The sequence below is a fragment of the Pseudomonas sp. KBS0707 genome (assembly GCF_005937945.2).
GTDB classification, from domain to species: Bacteria; Pseudomonadota; Gammaproteobacteria; order Pseudomonadales; family Pseudomonadaceae; genus Aquipseudomonas; species Aquipseudomonas amygdali.
Window position 1 is genome coordinate 1,556,791 of record NZ_CP041754.1, and the last position, 16,110, is coordinate 1,572,900.

At 58.9% G+C, this 16,110-nt stretch carries 12 protein-coding genes and 1 pseudogene; 3 read left to right on the forward strand and 10 right to left on the reverse strand.

Annotated elements, in window-relative coordinates; all coding sequences use genetic code 11:
- Positions 1-103 precede the first annotated feature (103 nt).
- The 6 genes and pseudogenes from FFH21_RS07365 to FFH21_RS30465 all read right to left on the reverse strand — a co-directional run.
- On the reverse strand, positions 104-805 hold the full coding sequence (locus FFH21_RS07365; RefSeq protein ID WP_002554807.1) for an ABC transporter ATP-binding protein: 702 nt from the start codon (positions 803-805) through the stop codon (positions 104-106).
- A complete protein-coding gene (gene livG / locus FFH21_RS07370) occupies positions 806-1,573 on the reverse strand; it encodes a high-affinity branched-chain amino acid ABC transporter ATP-binding protein LivG (RefSeq protein ID WP_002554806.1) in 768 nt (255 codons plus the stop codon).
- Entirely contained in the window at positions 1,570-2,835 is a 1,266-nt protein-coding gene (locus FFH21_RS07375) for a high-affinity branched-chain amino acid ABC transporter permease LivM (RefSeq protein WP_004657520.1), read from the reverse strand. Before FFH21_RS07375 ends, livG begins: the two co-directional genes overlap by 4 nt.
- A complete protein-coding gene (gene livH / locus FFH21_RS07380) occupies positions 2,832-3,755 on the reverse strand; it encodes a high-affinity branched-chain amino acid ABC transporter permease LivH (protein ID WP_002554804.1) in 924 nt (307 codons plus the stop codon). Before livH ends, FFH21_RS07375 begins: the two co-directional genes overlap by 4 nt.
- Positions 3,756-3,982: 227 nt before the next feature.
- A complete protein-coding gene (locus FFH21_RS07385; RefSeq protein ID WP_019741017.1) occupies positions 3,983-5,107 on the reverse strand; it encodes a branched-chain amino acid ABC transporter substrate-binding protein in 1,125 nt (374 codons plus the stop codon).
- A 76-nt stretch (positions 5,108-5,183) separates the two neighbouring features.
- Positions 5,184-5,405, reverse strand: a pseudogene (locus tag FFH21_RS30465) (hypothetical protein); the annotation flags it as partial.
- A gap of 29 nt (positions 5,406-5,434) precedes the next feature.
- On the opposite strand from FFH21_RS30465, the gene FFH21_RS07395 reads away from it, so the two are divergent.
- Positions 5,435-5,740, forward strand: a complete 306-nt coding sequence (locus FFH21_RS07395) for a DUF2288 domain-containing protein (RefSeq protein WP_002554802.1) — start codon at positions 5,435-5,437, stop codon at positions 5,738-5,740.
- A 114-nt stretch (positions 5,741-5,854) separates the two neighbouring features.
- On the opposite strand, the gene FFH21_RS07400 is transcribed toward FFH21_RS07395, so the two are convergent.
- Positions 5,855-8,146: a bifunctional diguanylate cyclase/phosphodiesterase gene (locus FFH21_RS07400; RefSeq protein WP_011168036.1), complete on the reverse strand. Its 2,292-nt coding sequence runs from the start codon at positions 8,144-8,146 to the stop codon at positions 5,855-5,857.
- A 232-nt stretch (positions 8,147-8,378) separates the two neighbouring features.
- On the opposite strand from FFH21_RS07400, the gene FFH21_RS07405 reads away from it, so the two are divergent.
- A complete protein-coding gene (locus FFH21_RS07405) occupies positions 8,379-9,758 on the forward strand; it encodes an MFS transporter (protein ID WP_016982501.1) in 1,380 nt (459 codons plus the stop codon).
- A gap of 267 nt (positions 9,759-10,025) precedes the next feature.
- Here FFH21_RS07405 and rapA read toward each other — a convergent pair whose 3' ends face one another.
- Complete coding sequence (rapA, locus tag FFH21_RS07415) at positions 10,026-12,872, reverse strand: RNA polymerase-associated protein RapA (RefSeq protein ID WP_011168038.1); 2,847 nt, start codon at positions 12,870-12,872, stop codon at positions 10,026-10,028.
- A 233-nt stretch (positions 12,873-13,105) separates the two neighbouring features.
- Between rapA and FFH21_RS07420 the strand changes: the two genes are divergently transcribed.
- Positions 13,106-13,438: a hypothetical protein gene (locus FFH21_RS07420; protein ID WP_011168039.1), complete on the forward strand. Its 333-nt coding sequence runs from the start codon at positions 13,106-13,108 to the stop codon at positions 13,436-13,438.
- A 438-nt stretch (positions 13,439-13,876) separates the two neighbouring features.
- Here the strand turns inward: FFH21_RS07420 and FFH21_RS07425 are convergent, their stop codons facing one another.
- Together FFH21_RS07425 and FFH21_RS07430 are read right to left on the reverse strand one after the other, a co-directional pair.
- A complete protein-coding gene (locus tag FFH21_RS07425) occupies positions 13,877-15,451 on the reverse strand; it encodes a type III helper protein HopAK1 (protein WP_011168041.1) in 1,575 nt (524 codons plus the stop codon).
- A gap of 168 nt (positions 15,452-15,619) precedes the next feature.
- Positions 15,620-16,090, reverse strand: a complete 471-nt coding sequence (locus FFH21_RS07430; protein ID WP_019742495.1) for a MaoC family dehydratase — start codon at positions 16,088-16,090, stop codon at positions 15,620-15,622.
- Positions 16,091-16,110: the final 20 nt, after the last annotated feature.

The following is a 16,110-nucleotide window of genomic DNA, read 5'->3' on the forward strand; positions in this document are numbered from 1 at the left end:
CAGTGTGACGCGGAGCGTCACGAAAGGCATTACCACGCAGAGCGTGGTAATGAGAATCATCGTGGCCCATCCTGGTTCTGAACGTTAATGCGCTTCGCAGCGCTTACCCGCCCAGATACGCATCCCGCACTTTCGGATCGACCAGCAGTTCTTCGCCGGTGCCTTGCATCACCACACGACCGTTTTCCAGTACATAAGCGCGGTCGGCGACTTTCAGCGCCTGATTGGCGTTCTGTTCGACCAGAAACACCGTCACACCATCGCGACGCAACTGTTCAACGATCTCGAAAATCTGCTGGATGATAATCGGAGCCAAGCCCAGCGAAGGCTCGTCGAGCAACAGCAGCTTGGGCTTGCTCATCAGCGCGCGACCGATGGCCAGCATCTGCTGTTCGCCACCGGACATGGTGCCGCCGCGCTGATTGAAGCGTTCCTTGAGGCGCGGAAAGAGCTGCAGGACCTTGTCCATCTGCTCCTGATAATCAGCTTTTTCCGTGAAGAAACCGCCCATCGCCAGGTTCTCTTCAACGGTCAGACGCGCAAACACGCGACGGCCTTCCGGTACTACGGCGATACTCTTGCGCATGATGATCGACGACTCCAGGCCGACCAGCTCTTCGCCCATGTAGCGAATACTGCCGCTGTGCGCGCGTGGTGAGCCGCACAGGGTCATCAGCAGCGTGGACTTGCCTGCGCCGTTGGCGCCGATCAGGGTGACGATTTCGCCCTGACGCACTTCAACGTTGACGCTGTGCAGCGCCTGGATCTTGCCGTAGAAAGTGGAAACGTTTTCGAACTGCAGCATTTACGCTTCCCCCAGATAGGCTTTGATCACATCAGGATTGTCACGAATCTGTTCCGGCGTTCCGTCTGCCAGAGGCGTGCCCTGATTGATCACCACAATGTGGTCGGAAATGCTCATCACCAGTTTCATGTCGTGCTCGATCAACAGGACCGTAGCGTTGTGCTCGCTGCGCAACACGCCGATCAGGGCTTTCAGGTCGTCGGTTTCTCTGGGGTTCAGCCCGGCTGCCGGTTCGTCGAGCATCAGAATGCGCGGGCGCGTCATCATGCAGCGGGCGATTTCCAGACGGCGTTGCTGACCGTAGGCCAGTGTACCGGCAGGGCGGTTAGCGAATTCCTTGAGGTTGACGGCTTCCAGCCAGTGCTCGGCGTAGTCCATGGCTTCGCGTTCGCTGCGACGGAACGCCGGGGTTTTGAACAAACCGGCCAGGAAGTTGGTATTCAAATGCCGATGCTGGGCAACCAGCAGGTTCTCTACAGCGGTCATTTCCTTGAACAGGCGCACGTTCTGGAACGTACGCACCACGCCCTTGCGAGCAATCTGGTGACCGGCCAGGCCTTGGATGGGCTCGCCGTCCAGCAGAATAGTGCCTGCGCTTGGCCGGTAGAAACCGGTCAGGCAATTGAAAACGGTGGTCTTGCCCGCGCCGTTGGGGCCGATCATCGACACGACCTGCCCTTGATTGACGGTCAGGGCAACGCCATTGACCGCCAACAGGCCGCCAAAACGCATGCTCAAGCCGGTGGCTTGCAGTAATGGGCGGCTCATTTCGGCAGCTCCGTTTTCAATTTCATTTCAGGCCGTTGCATGGGCAGGAAGCCTTGAGGGCGCCAGATCATCATCAGCACCATCAGCGCGCCGAACATCAACATGCGGTAGTCGCTGAACTCGCGCATCAGTTCAGGCAGCAGAATCATCACGATGGCGGCCAGGATCACGCCCAGCTGCGAGCCCATACCGCCGAGCACGACGATGGCCAGGATGATTGCCGATTCGATGAAGGTGAACGATTCCGGGGTGATCAGACCCTGACGTGCGGCAAAGAAGCTGCCTGCAAAACCGGCGAACGCAGCGCCAAGGGTGAACGCCGAGAGCTTGATCACGGTCGGATTCAGCCCCAGCGCACGACAGGCGATCTCGTCTTCACGCAGCGCCTCCCAGGCCCGGCCGATCGGCATGCGCAGCAGGCGGTTGATGACGAACAGTGCCGCCAGCGCCAGCAGCAGGGCGATCAGGTAAAGGAAGACGACCTTGTTGATCGAGTTGTAAGGCAGGCCGAAGAACTCGTGGAAGGTCTGCATGCCCTCGGCGGCCTTGCGCTCGAACGTCAGGCCGAAGAAGGTCGGCTTGTCGATGTTGCTGATGCCGTTCGGGCCACCGGTCAGCTCGGTAAGGTTGCGCAGGAAGATGCGGATGATCTCGCCGAACCCCAGCGTCACGATGGCCAGATAGTCACCGCGCAGGCGTAGCACCGGGAACCCCAGCAAGAACCCGAACAGCGCCGCCATCAGGCCCGCAATCGGCAGGCAGATCCAGAAGCCGAGCCCATAGTAGTGGGACAGCAAGGCGTAGCTGTAGGCACCGACTGCATAGAAACCGACATAGCCCAGGTCCAGCAGACCGGCCAGACCGACCACGATGTTCAGGCCCAGGCCGAGCATGACGTAGATCAGGATCAGCGTGGCGATGTCCACCGCACCGCGCGACCCGAAGAATGGCCAGATGAACGCCAGCACGATCAATGCGGCCAGGCCCCAGCGTTGGGTTTTCGGCTGAGTCAGGAAGTCGCTGGTGTTCTGCGAGATCAACGGCTTTTCGGTACCGCGGCGCATGCTGCCGATCTGTTCTGCGAACAGTACGCGCAAGAACAGCATGACCGAACAGAAGGCAATGATGGTCAGGGTCAGCGGGCTGGCGTTCTGCACTTGCAGGGTGACGCCGGAAAAGGCCAGTTTCAGGCCGAACACCGGGTAGGCCACGGCCCAGACCAGTGCGGCGCTGAACAGCGCCTGTTTGAAAGACTTGCTCATACTTTCTCAACCTCCGGACGACCCAGGATGCCGGTCGGTCGGAACAGCAGCACCAGAACCAGCAGGCCGAAGGCCACGACGTCCTTGTACTGATCACCAAAAATGTCGGCACCGAAGGCTTCGGCGACGCCCAGTACCAGGCCACCGAGCACAGCGCCCGGGATCGAACCGATACCGCCCAGTACGGCAGCAGTGAACGCTTTCAGGCCGACCAGAAAGCCGGCGCTCGGGTTGATCACGCCGTACTGCATGCTCAGCAGCATCGCCGCGACGGCAGCCAGTGCAGCACCGACCACGAAGGTCAGGGCAATGATGTTGTTGGTGTTGATCCCCAGCAGGTTGGCCATTTTCATGTCCTCGGCACAGGCACGGCAGGCACGGCCCATGCGTGAGCGGGAGATGAACAGGGTCAGGCCGGTCATGGCCAGCAGGGTGACGACAAAGACCACGATCTGCATGTAGGAGATCAGCACTTCCTGAGCGCCACCGGGCCCGAACGACAGGCTGCCGGGCAGCAGGTTGGGGATGGCGAAGTTGCCGGAGCCCTGAGAAAGCTGAACCGAGTTCTGCAGGAAGATCGACATGCCGATTGCAGAAATCAGTGGAATCAGACGGTTGCTGTTGCGCAACGGACGGTAGGCCACACGCTCGATGCTGTATCCGTAGGCACTGGTTACGACGATGGCTGCGGCGAAACCGGCAATCATCAGCAACGGCAGGCTGTGAATACCCAGCATCGCCAGACCGGCGAGTGCCATGAAAGCTACATAGGAACCGATCATGTACACCTCGCCATGGGCGAAGTTGATCATTCCTATGATGCCGTACACCATCGTGTAGCCGATGGCGATCAATGCATACGTACTGCCAATGGTCAGGCCATTGACCAGCTGCTGCATGTAGTGGAATAACTCGGGCATTTACCGCGCTCCTAAAAACCTGATCTGCATTTCTCTGACCTGCGCCGGGGTGGCATTCTGTCGATGCGTAGCCTGTCGCGCTGTCAGGGAACCGCTGTTGACGGTTTTAAGATTTTCAGGGGGCCTCGTGCATGCAGTTCGGGTCGCCGAAATGTGCGTACGGGCCTGGATTCGTAAAACAAAGCCCACTGCGCTGGCAGTGGGCTTTGAGGGTCAACGCAAGCAGCTTATTTGGCGGCTTCGGTCTTCGGTTTGCCGAAGTGCCACTCGTAAACCACGAACTGGAAGTTCTTCAGATCGCCTTTGTCGTCGTAGCTCAGCTCGCCCATCGGGGTCTTGAAGGTGCCAGCATGGATGGCAGCAGCCACCTTGGCGGTGTCTTCGGACTTGGCGGCGGCGATGCCATCAGCAATGACCTGAACGGCGGAGTAGGACGGGTAGACGAACGGGCCGCTCGGGTCTTCTTTCTTGGCCTTGAAGGCTTCGGTCAGCGCCTGGTTGGCCGGGTCCTGGTCGAAGGATTTTGGCAGGGTGACCAGCATGCCTTCCGAAGCCTCGCCGGCGATCTGCGAGATGGACTCGTTGCCCACGCCTTCAGGGCCCATGAACTTCGCGTTCAGGCCTTTTTCCTTGGACTGGCGCAGGATCTGACCCAGCTCCGGGTGGTAGCCGCCGTAGTAGACGAAGTCGACGTTGGCTTGCTTGAGCTTGGCGATCAGCGACGAGAAGTCCTTGTCACCTGCGTTGATACCTTCGAACAGAGCAACCTTGACGCCTTTTTTCTCCAGCGTCTGCTTGACTGCTGTCGCGATACCTTCGCCGTACTGCTGCTTGTCGTGAATCACAGCAACGATTTTCGGCTTGGCGACGTCGGCAATGTAGTTGCCTGCGGCCGGGCCCTGGGCGCTGTCGAGACCGATGGTGCGGAATACCAGTTTGTAGCCGCGTGCGGTGATTTCCGGGCTGGTGGCAGCCGGGGTCACCATGATGATGCCTTCGTCTTCGTAAACGTCGGACGCTGGCTGGGCGGAGCTGGAGCACAGGTGACCGACCACGTATTTCACGCCATCGTTGACCACCTTGTTGGCGACCGCAACGGCCTGTTTCGGATCGCAGGCGTCATCGTATTCGACGGCTTCAAGCTTTTTGCCATCCACGCCGCCTTTGGCGTTGATCTGCTCGATGGCCATTTTGGCACCGTTGAACTGCATGGTGCCGTATTCGGCAACCGGGCCGGTCTTGGGGCCGGCGATGCCGATCTTGATGGTGTCAGCTGCGAACGAATGGCTGGCAACCCCCGCCATAACCAGTGCGGCAAACAGCCTTGAAAGCTTATTGGTACCCTTAGTCATGATGCTCCACTCTTGCGTTGTAGTTTTTATAATCCTGATGGCCAAGGCTCCAGGACCGGATTCGATCACCGGTTCTCCCAAGCCGCCAACTGTACCGGAACAGTTTAGAGTGCCGCTCGTTGGCTTGGAAAGCCGGGCGTTTGGGGACAAACCGATGCGTGTCGCTTAATCGAAAGAAAGTTACAGAATCAAACCGCCTGAGGCCCTGAAATCGCTTCAGATCCATAAGGTTATCTGCACTTTCCCGCGATAAATCACCTGCTTCTGGGCTTGCCGATGGGAAAGTCGGCGCTATCATTGCGCCGATTTTCTTTCTGGTGAAAACCCATGACGCAAGAACCTAGCACCCTCTATGCCAAACTGCTTGGCGAAACCGCATCAATCACCTGGACTGAATTGCAACCATTCTTTGCCAAGGGTGCCCTGTTGTGGGTCGAGCTGCCCCTGGATTTGATCGAAGTTGCCGAGGCCGTGGCCGAAAATGATGCAGTGAGGGTGTCTGCATGGCTGGCTGAAGGACAGGTCGGCAAGGTCTCGGAAAGCAAGGCGCTTGAGCTGGTGGAGACCGATCCTTCGCTCTGGGCTGTTGTGGTGGCACCTTGGGTTCTGATTCAAAACAGAGCGCAGGATTGATTTGCGCACCATTGAGGTGCCTGACGATTTGCCGGAGTGAGTTGGAAGGTAACTGTCCCGGCGTCGACGTAGCGTAAAACCACACCTGCCGACCAGTGACTACAGAGCGTAGCGTCAGGTACGGACGGGCCTGTGACTGGCAAATTCGTCATTGTCGGTCAGGTCGGCAAACACATCGGCAGGTTCTGCAACGTCGATGTCCGGGCCGTGCATGTGCGGTGGTGGCAGGGCAGACCAACGGGTAGTCGGTTCGCGCTCATTCATCTGTCTGGCAAGGGGCAGGATTCGCTCCAGTGGCTGAGGCTTGCTGAACAGATAGCCTTGTACGTAATCACTGCCGAACCGGCTGAGAAACTCAAGTTGAGCCGGGGTTTCCACGCCTTCCGTGACGACTTTCAGGTGCAGGGTATGAGCCATGACGAGAATCGCCTGGACGATTTCCATATCCTGTGGAGATTGGGGAATATCAATGATGAATGATCGATCGATCTTCAGCGTGTCCAGTGGCAGCCGCTTGAGATAGGCAAGCGATGAGTAGCCGGTGCCGAAGTCGTCAATCGACAGGGAGACCCCCAGGCTGCGAATGTGCTTGAGCATCAGAATGGTGTTGCTGATGTTGCCCATCAACGCATTTTCGGTCACCTCCAGTTCCAGTCGGCCAGGTGCAACGTCGGCGTCGGCCAGTGCCTGCTCGACCTCTTCGACCAGTTCGTCGCGGCCCAGCGTGAGTGCCGAGCAGTTGACCGTGATGATCAGCTGTTCCAGCCCTTCCTGACGCAGTGTGCGCAGGTCGTGACAGGCGCGGCGCAGCACCCAGTTATCCAGCTCGGCGATCAGCCCGTTGGCCTCGGCAATGCCGATGAAGCGCCCGGGAGCCAGCAAACCGTGTTGCGGGTGATTCCAGCGCACCAGTGCCTCCAGCTTGGCAACGTGGCCAGTACGCATGTCGACGATAGGCTGATAGTAGACCTGCAGGCCGGTCTCTTCGCGCAGGGCATTGCGCAGTTCCTCCTCCAGATGCAGTTCCAGGCTGGCCCTGGTCTTGAGCGCGGGGCTGAAGAAATTGACCCTGTTGCGTCCGTTGCCCTTGGACTGGTAAAGCGCGAGGTCTGCGTGTTTGAGCAGTTCATCACAGGTTGAACCGTCACGCGGGAACATGGCGATACCGATACTGGTCGTCATGACCATGCGCCTTCCTGCCAGCGCGATGGTTTCCTTCATTTTTTGCATGACCCGATAGGCCAGGTGTCGTGCCTCCTCGTAGTCCGGAATGCTCAGCAGGATGCAGAATTCATCGCCCCCGAAACGGGAGACCACGTCTTGCACACGGGTGGCGCTGCGGATGCGTTCGGCAATCACCTTGAGCAGTTCGTCACCGGCGTCATGGCCCAGACTGTCGTTAATGCGCTTGAAGTGGTCGATGTCCAGAAACATCACTGCAAGCATGCCGTTGTTGTAGGTGTGCTCCTGCAGCTTTTCGGCGAATATCTGATTGAAGCCCCGGCGGTTGATCAGGTTGGTCAACGGGTCGTAATGGGCCACCTGCTGAAGCGAGACGCGGGCCTGATCCAGCTGGCTGAGCAGCGCGTTGACGCGTTGCAGGTCGTGCTCCTTGCCTTGCAGTTTCTTGTCGGCCATTGCCGCGCTGATGCTGCCGGCGATGATAAGCAGGGTGATGGCGGCAATGGTAAGCCCAAGCTGCTGGCTGTTTTCGGTGCCGGGGATGTGCAGCGCAGCGCCTTCGGGCATGACCAGTCGCAGTGCCCTCATGCCCATCAGGTGCATGGTCAGCAAACCCGCACCCAGCAGAAGGCTCACCCCGTAGCGGAACATCTGATGAAACATGCCGTTGTACTGACGAAGATGCCGGTACAGTGTCAGCAGAGCAATGCTGGAAAGGACGGCAACCACGATCGACAGCGCGAACATCCGTGGTTCGTAGTACTGCGTGGCAGCGGAGCGCATCGCCGACATGCCCAGATAGTGCATGACACTGATGCCGGTCCCCATGACCAGCGAACTGATCAGACAGCGCCTGAGCGTCAGCTCAGGGATGGTCAGGGCTCTCATGGCCACCAGTGCAGTGATCAGCACGATCAGCAGGGAAGCCAGCGTGACTGTCAGGTCGTAAGAGATTTTCAGCGGGGCCTCAAACGCCAGCATGCTGATGAAATGCATCGCCCACACGCCGCCCGCCAGGCATAACGCGCCCAGTGCTTTCCACAGGCGACGGCTCTTGATGGCGTCGACCTGAATGACGCGGTCGGCAATATCCAGCGTGGCGAAGGATGCGGCGCAAGCCACACCGTAAGCCAGCGCTACCAGAAACAGGTTATGACTGCAGTCGATTAATAATTGCCCGTCCGCTGGGGGGCCAGCGAATACGTTCAAACCCAGCCACTCCATAGCGCGCCCTATTCTCACTACAAGAGCGCCAAGCCTCAGGACCTGGCGATTTGAGCTGAGTATAGAAGCTGTTTACAACCTGCCACCCCTGCGAGCGGCCATTTTGATATCGACTCAATAACGAATAGTTATAAAAGGCCATCATGTCCTATGCGTAGTTACGAATGTTTACAGACAGATAGCGCTTCTGCTTCTAGATTGAAGTGACTGAGAGTCAAGGGATGGATGCCTTATGAACACGCTCCAGGCTGAAAACGCTACTCAGGCTGCCAATGCCTGGCGCGTGCTGTTCCTGCTTTTTCTGGCCAATCTGTTCAACTTCTTTGATCGCACCATCCCGGCGATTATCGTCGAGCCCATTCGTCTGGAATGGCATTTGAGTGACTTTCAACTGGGGTTGCTGGGGACCGCATTCACGCTGGTCTACGCTTTCGCTGGTCTGCCATTGGGGCGCATGGCCGATAACGGGTCGCGCAAGAAACTCATGGGCTGCGGTCTGGCGGTCTGGAGCGGGTTGACTGCGGTCAATGGCATGGTGGGCAGTTTCTGGACCTTCCTGCTGGTGCGCATGGGCGTCGGCATAGGTGAGGCCAGCTACGCGCCTGCTGCCAACTCACTGATCGGTGATCTGTTTCCAGCCCATCGGCGTGCGCGGGCCATGGGGCTTTTCATGCTGGGTCTGCCTTTGGGTCTACTACTGGCGTTCTTTACCATCGGCGCTATGGTCAAGGCGTTTGACAGCTGGCGCGCACCGTTCTTTATCGCTGCGGTTCCTGGTCTGTTGCTGGCCGTGTTCATCTTTTTCATCAAGGAGCCCAGGCGCGGCGCGGCTGAAAGCGTGCGGATGTCAGAGGCGAAGATTGAAAAGCCGATCCGCCGTGTGCTGTCGATTCCGACCTTTCGTTGGCTGGTGCTGGGCGGTCTGACCTTCAACTTTGCGACTTACGCCTGCAATTCATTCATGGTGCCGATGCTGCAGCGCTATTTTCTGCTGCCCTTGCAGGAAGCTGCAGTGGCGACCGGGGTTATTGTCGGCGTAACCGGGCTGATCGGTCTGACGCTTGGGGGCTGGATAGCCGACAAACTGCACCAGCGCTTTTCCAATGGACGGCTGTTGTTTGCGACCATCAGCATGTTGATCGCCGCACTGGCCACAGGCTATGCGCTGCATGCAGGGCAGATCGGGATCGGTGTGTTCGTGGGGGTGTTCAGTCTGGGCTGGCTGTTCGCTTACAACTTCTATACCTGCGTTTACACCGCTATTCAGGACGTAATCGAACCGCGCCTGCGGGCCACGGCCATGGCGCTGTTCTTTGCCGGGCTTTATTTGCTGGGTGGAGGGCTGGGGCCGGTGGTGGTCGGTTTGCTGTCTGATCACTTTGCCCATGCTGCGATGGGCGTTGCAGGTGTCGAGGTGATGAGCGAAAGCTTTAAAGCCATCGGTTTGCACGATGCCATGTACCTGATCCCGGCAGCGCTGTTTCTGACCTTGCTGTTCCTGTATCAGGCTTCGCGCTGTTTCAGCCGGGATGCCGAGCGGATGAAGGCGAGAATGGCGGCTGACGAGCCGGTGGAGGAGTTGGCGCAGGGAATTGTGGTGGCCAGGCAGTGATCGCGCTGATGCAAGAACGGACGCAGAGTTGGATTATCGTTCCTCACGCTCCCGCGTGGGAATGCCTTGCGGTCACAAATCTGCGCCGCACTGCACACGCAAGATCGTACGCAGAGCGTCCAGAACGGCATGCGACGCAGAGCGTCGCACGATAGCTGAGATTATCGTTCCGCACGCTCCAGCGTGGGAATGCCGTGCGTGACGCTCTGCGTCACAAATCTGCGCCGCGCCGCACACTCAAGACCGGACGCGGAGCGTATCAAGGCTTCAACCCGCTACCAGTACCCGGATCGCTTCCAGCCGTAGGGCTGCTTTTTCAAGCATGGCCAGGCCTTGTTCGCGCTGGCTGCGCAGGGCGACCAGTTCACTGTCGCGCACGGTCGGGTTGACCGCTTGCAATGCCGTCAGGCGAGCCAGTTCCTCTTCAGTGTCGGCTGCCAGACGACGCTGTGCTTCGGCCACGCGTTCTGCGTGTCTTGGGGTGATTTTCTCTTCGCCCGCATTGATTCTCGGGGTCAACTGGTCACGTTGTGCCTGGATGAACTTGTTGGCGCTGGCACGAGGCACGCTTTCGAGCTGATCATTGAGGGTGTTGAACGACACACGGCTCGACAGATCGTTGCCATTGGCGTCGAGCAGGCAACGCAGCGCGGCAGGAGGCAGGTAGCGCCCCAGCTGCAACGAGCGAGGAGCAACCACTTCGCTGACGTAGATCAGTTCCAGCAGGACAGTGCCCGGCTTGAGCGCCTTGTTCTTGATCAGTGCCACGGCGGTGTTGCCCATCGAGCCGGACCGCACGAGGTCCATGCCGCCCTGAACCATCGGGTGCTCCCAGGTGATGAACTGCATGTCTTCGCGAGACAGCGCCTGATTGCGGTCGTAGGTGATGGTCACGCCTTCGTCGTCGCCGAGCGGGAAGCTGGCGTCGAGCATTTTCTCGCTTGGCTTGAGGATCAGAGCGTTTTCCGAATGGTCTTCGCTGTCGATGCCAAAGGCGTCGAACAGGGTCTCCATGTAGATCGGCAGGCTGAACTGATCGTCCTGTTCCAGAATGGCTTCAACCAGCGCTTCGCCTTCGCCGGCGCCGCCGGAATTGAGTTCCAGCAAGCGGTCGCGACCGGTGTGCAGTTCGCTTTCCAGGCGTTCGCGCTCGGTGCGGGCTTCGTCGATCAGACTTTGCCACTCGTCGTCGTCACCGCTTTCCAGCAGCGGCAGCAGGCGCGGGCCGAACTGATGCTGCAGGGCGTTGCCGGTCGGGCAGGTATTGAGGAACGCATTGAGCGCCTCGTGATACCACTGGAACAGGCGTGCCTGTGGGCTGGTTTCCAGGAAAGGTACGTGCAGCTCGATGGTGTGCTTCTGGCCGATCCGGTCCAGACGCCCGATACGCTGCTCCAGCAGGTCCGGGTGCGACGGCAGGTCGAACAGCACCAGATGGTGAGAGAACTGGAAGTTGCGGCCTTCGCTGCCGATTTCCGAGCAGATCAAGACCTGAGCGCCGAATTCTTCGTCCGCAAAATAAGCAGCCGCGCGGTCGCGCTCAAGGATGTTCATACCCTCGTGGAAGACCGTGGCCGGAATGCCGGAACGTACGCGCAGCGCGTCTTCCAGGTCCATGGCGGTTTCGGCGTGGGCACAGATGACCAGCACCTTGACGCGCTTGAGCATTTTAAGCGTGTCGATCAGCCAGTCGACGCGTGGGTCGAAGCGCCACCAGCGCTCTTCTTCGCTGACTTCCGGCTGCGACTGGAAGCTGACTTCCGGGTATAGATCGGCGTGTTCGCCAACCGGCAACTCAAGGTATTCCACAGGGCAGGGCAGCGGGTATTGATGCAGCTTGCGCTCCGGGAAGCCCTGCACGGCGGCACGGGTGTTGCGGAACAGCACGCGGCCGGTGCCGTGACGGTCCAGCAATTCGCGAATCAGGCGCGCCTTGGCTTCGTCGTCGCCGGTATTCACGGCCGCCAGAAGGGAATCGCCCTCGGCACCCAGGAAGCCGTGAATGGTTTCCTGCGCCTCGGCAGACAGCTTGCCCTTATCGAGCAACTCCTGAACGGCCTGAGCCACCGGACGGTAGTTCTCGCTTTCGGCGCGGAAGGCCTTGAGGTCGTGGAAACGGTTCGGGTCCAGCAGGCGCAGGCGGGCGAAGTGGCTGTCCTGGCCCAGTTGTTCCGGGGTCGCGGTCAGCAGCAGTACGCCGGCAATGACTTCGGCCAGTTGCTCGACCAGCGAGTATTCGCGGCTGGCCTTGTCTTCGTGCCAGACCAGATGGTGCGCTTCGTCGACTACCATCAGGTCCCAGCCTGCCGCAAACAGGGCGTCCTGGGCTTTTTCGTCTTCGACCAGCCATTCCAGGGCAACCAGTGCAAGCTGGGTGTCTTCGAACGGGTTGCCTGCATCGCTTTCCATGAAGCGCTCGGCGTCGAACAGCGCGACCTGCAGGTTGAAGCGGCGACGCATTTCCACCAGCCACTGGTGCTGGAGGTTTTCCGGGACCAGAATCAGCACGCGGCTGGCGCGGCCCGATAGCAGTTGGCGATGGATCACCAGACCGGCTTCGATGGTTTTGCCCAGACCCACTTCGTCGGCCAGCAGAACGCGCGGCGCGATACGGTCCGCGACTTCGCGAGCGATGTGCAACTGGTGGGCGATAGGCTGTGCCCGCACGCCACCCAGGCCCCACAGCGAGGACTGCAATTGGCGGCTGGTGTGCTCCAGCGTGTTGTAGCGCAACGAGAACCAGGACAACTGGTCGATCTGGCCGGCGAACAGACGGTCGGTAGCCAGACGGAACTGGATGAAGTTCGACAGCTGGGTTTCCGGCAGTGTCACCACTTCGTTCTGCGCGTTCAGGCCGTGGTAGACCAGCAGGCCATCGACATCGTCGACTTCGCGTACGGTCATCTTCCAGTTTTCGAAATGTGTGATCACATCGCCTGGGGAGAAGCGCACGCGGGTCAGCGGCGCATTACGCAGTGCGTACTGACGTGTTTCGCCAGTGGCCGGATAGAGCACGGTCAACAAGCGGCCGTCCTGTGCCAGAACGGTGCCTAAACCCAGCTCGGCTTCGCTGTCACTAATCCAGCGTTGCCCCGGTTGATACTGCTGCGCCATGCTGCCTGTCTCCCGCTTGAAAAAGCTGAGTATGTTAACGGAACGCGCACCGAAGGCCAAAGGCAGCGTGAAAAAACTCATAGTCAGCGCTGATAACCCATCGAATTTTTAGTTCCATGACACTAATTTCACTGTCAGCGGTCGAAAAAGATCTTATAAACATTTGCTGACTATTTAGCCCGGTTCAAGTTGCCTCGTGCACGGCCGACACCCCGGTAAGAGGAGATAAAACCATGCTGCAACCTATGCTTCCGCTAAGTGTGGTGCCTGTGACATCACAGATGGACCCGGCCAAACGCATGCCGGACATCCCGCCTGTCGCACCGGTGCAGCAAAGCTCCAACGAGACCTCCATCGACCTGCGCAATGAAGATACTGAACGCAGCGCGTTGCTGTTGCGTGAAGAGCAACAGCGCCAGCAGCAGGCTCATGGCGGCGGAGAAACCGAGGAATACGTGGGACTGATGGTCCCGGGTGATTCGCTCAACGCCGACAACACCGTACCCGTTGTACCGCTCATCGACGACGAGCCGCGCCAGGGACTTTGGGTGGATATTCAGATCTGATTGCTGCACCGCCCAGGGCTGTACTGATCACGGGACTGGTCAGGGCTGCTGCGATTGAGCATTATTGGCCCTGATTTCCCGTGTTCGAGAACCGCAAGCCATGAGCGAAGATGCACAACTGATCGACCTGGGTGCCGAGCGCGCCAAGCGTATCCACGATCTGAATGACAAGCGCCTCATGAGCAGCAAAAAACCGAAGAAAAAGCCCAAAAAACGCTGATCCAGCCGCCACACTCTTGATCTGATCAGTCTGGTTCAGCAACAGCTGATCTGGATCAACTCGCCGTTATGTTCGCTGCCTTAATCTTGCTCCATCGAATGCGTTGTGGGCGGACACGCGCCTGCATGCATTCAATGAGCACGCAAGGCACTTGTGGCGACTTCGGTCGCCCTTTTTTTCGTCTGCATGCCACGCCCTGCATCGGACGCCGGGCGCTATCAGCTCACGGTTTTGGCGCCGGCATTGGCCAAGTCATAGGCTCTGGCGGCTTCGGCGGTCTTGATGTCGCGCTGATAGCTGGGCGTCCAGGCGGTCACCGGTGACTTCTGGGTGAAGCTGACATTGCTGCCGATGTCCTTGAAGTGCGCATCGCCATAGTCATTCAGCACGCCGGAGTTGCTGGCCTTGTTGGAAACATCCACGCCTTTTGCGAAATAGTTGGCCTGCGAGAGGATGGTCGCATCCCCCGTCGCGGTGAAGCCAAGATGGAAGTTGTCGATCGAGTTGTTGTAAACGTCAAAGTCGCCATGCCGCATCAGGCCGGGTGCCCGAACATCCAGGTTGCTGAACACATTGTTGGCGATGGTCATGCGCGGGTAACCCTTGTACTCGGCCTTGGCTTGAGCGGAGTCGTCCGGCTGACCGAGAATCACGCCATATTCGTTGTTCTGGAATTTCGAGTTGGTCAGACTGACGTTGTCTGCCGTCCCGCCGACATAAAGCAGTTTGTCCAGGCCTTTGGCGTTCTGATCCTTGGTGCCTGAATAGGTGTTGTGATCGATCCAGTATTTCTGACCTCTGCTGATGAACATCTGCATGTCACCGTTTTCGCGATAACGGCTGTCGTGGTCGAAGTTCAGATTCTGGAAGATGTCATTGCTGGCGGTCTTGCCGCTGGCCAGGTAGATGTTGTGCAGGCTGTTGCCCTTGTCGGTACCCAGCAGGGTCTTGTTGGCGCCAAAGTTGATGGTCACCTTGCTGTCGGCAGACAGGTTGGCCCCCAGTTTGACGGTACGGGCTTTGTCGTCCTCCATGTACTTCTTGAGGTCCGCTACGGTATTGACCGTGACGACTTCGCCACCATTACCGCCGGTGGTGTTCGCCTGTTTGGCGAAGCCGACCATTCCGGACATGTCGGCCCCAGGACCGTTGCCCGCTCGGTGCGCGGGTTGCGCCACTTTTTCTGTGGTCTCAGATCTGTCTGTGGCGGTTGGCAACGTTTTGGCGGGCGCAGACTGATTGGCGGCTGGCGTATTGCCTTGGGCTGACGCCGAAGTGCGCGCCGTATCAGACGGCGCTGCTGTGGCGCTCTTTTGCAGCGAGACCGGTTTGTCGGTCGGATAATCGTTTTTCACCACGAACGGCTTTTCTGTGTTGCCGGACGATGACGGCGACCCTGAAGAGGGGGCTGATGAAGACTGAAGGGAGGTCGGCGCCTGTTCCCGTTCAGACGGCGCAGGTGCCGGTGTCGAGCCGTCCTGCTGATGCCCTTGTGATCTGGAAAACAGATCCTTGAGGATGGTGCGAATGGCTTCCACCAGCTTGTTCAGCAACAACTCGACGGGGTTTTCAGTTGCACCCGAGGCTGCGTTTGTAGCGGGCGTTTGCGCCCTGGAGCCAAGGCCATTGAACGACGACTGCAACCCTGTTGCCTGCTGCGGCGGTGCGAAGTCGACCAGCTTGCTGCCATTGCCGGACGTGACCTGAGGTGGCGGACTGTTATCGGCTTGCGGGTTTATGCCCTGGGTTGGCTGCCCGGAGACAGGATAATAATTTCGGGTGATCATATTCATGGGTGATTGCCCCGCCTGAGGAATGAACGATTCGTGATCCGGATAAGGTAGCGCTGGTTTCCTGAGTGGAAAGCGCAGCCAAAACAGTTCCGAGGGCATCATGAATTTGTGTTCAGGTCAGCAGTGGAGCCCGGGCGCGGCCGCAGGTGCGCGCGCCGGTTCCGGGTATCAGCCGAAAGTGATCTCGGGCAATACGGTCAGGTCGACGGTCTGCTGCTTGCGCGGGGCGAGAATCTCGGCTTCGCCGTCTACAACCAGCTCATCGTTCTGATTGAAAACACGGGTGGCGATGCGCACGCGGAATTTCGGCAGTTTTTCCAGGATTTCCAGGCGCACAGTCAGGGTATCGCCCAGTTTCACCGGCTTCTGGAAGGTCATCTGCTGACCGATATAGATGGTGCCAGGGCCAGGCAACTTGCATGCAACCGCCGCACTGATCAGTGCGCCGCTGAACATGCCGTGGGCAATACGCTCTTTGAACATGGTCTTGGCGGCATATTCGGCGTCCAGGTGAACCGGGTTGTGGTCGCCGGACATGGCGGCGAACAGTTGAATGTCACGTTCTTCCACTGTCTTGCTATAGCTGGCGGTCTGACCGACTTCAAGGGCTTCGTAAGGCGTGTTGGTGACTTGAGTCATGTGGCTGTCCTGACAATAAA